The organism is Monashia sp. HAY1-5C (assembly GCF_056755255.1).
The window spans coordinates 1-246 of record NZ_JBPGXG010000632.1; the positions used below are offsets into that span (position 1 = coordinate 1).

At 61.0% G+C, this 246-nt stretch carries 1 protein-coding gene; it reads left to right on the top strand.

Annotation, left to right across the window (positions count from 1 at the left end; translation table 11 throughout):
- Positions 1-14: 14 nt before the first annotated feature.
- Positions 15-246 (top strand): aldolase/citrate lyase family protein (locus ACR9ZK_RS22990; protein WP_481344228.1); only part of this gene is annotated, 232 nt, incomplete at its 3' end.

The window sequence follows — 246 nt, forward strand, 5'->3', positions numbered from 1 at the left end:
TCACCATCGCTATGGTGGAAACCCGCATGGCGCTCGACGCCATCGACGAGATACTTGCTGTCGATGGTATTGATGGCATTTTTGTCGGCCCATCCGATCTTTCCATCGCGCTTTCGAACGGTGCGCGATTGGCGCCGGAAAGTGCGGCGATCGATCAGGCGCTGTCGACGGTGCTTGCACGTTGCCGCGCCCATGGCAAGGTGATCTGCGCCTTCGGCGGCGATGGCGATCGCGCCGGGCAATATC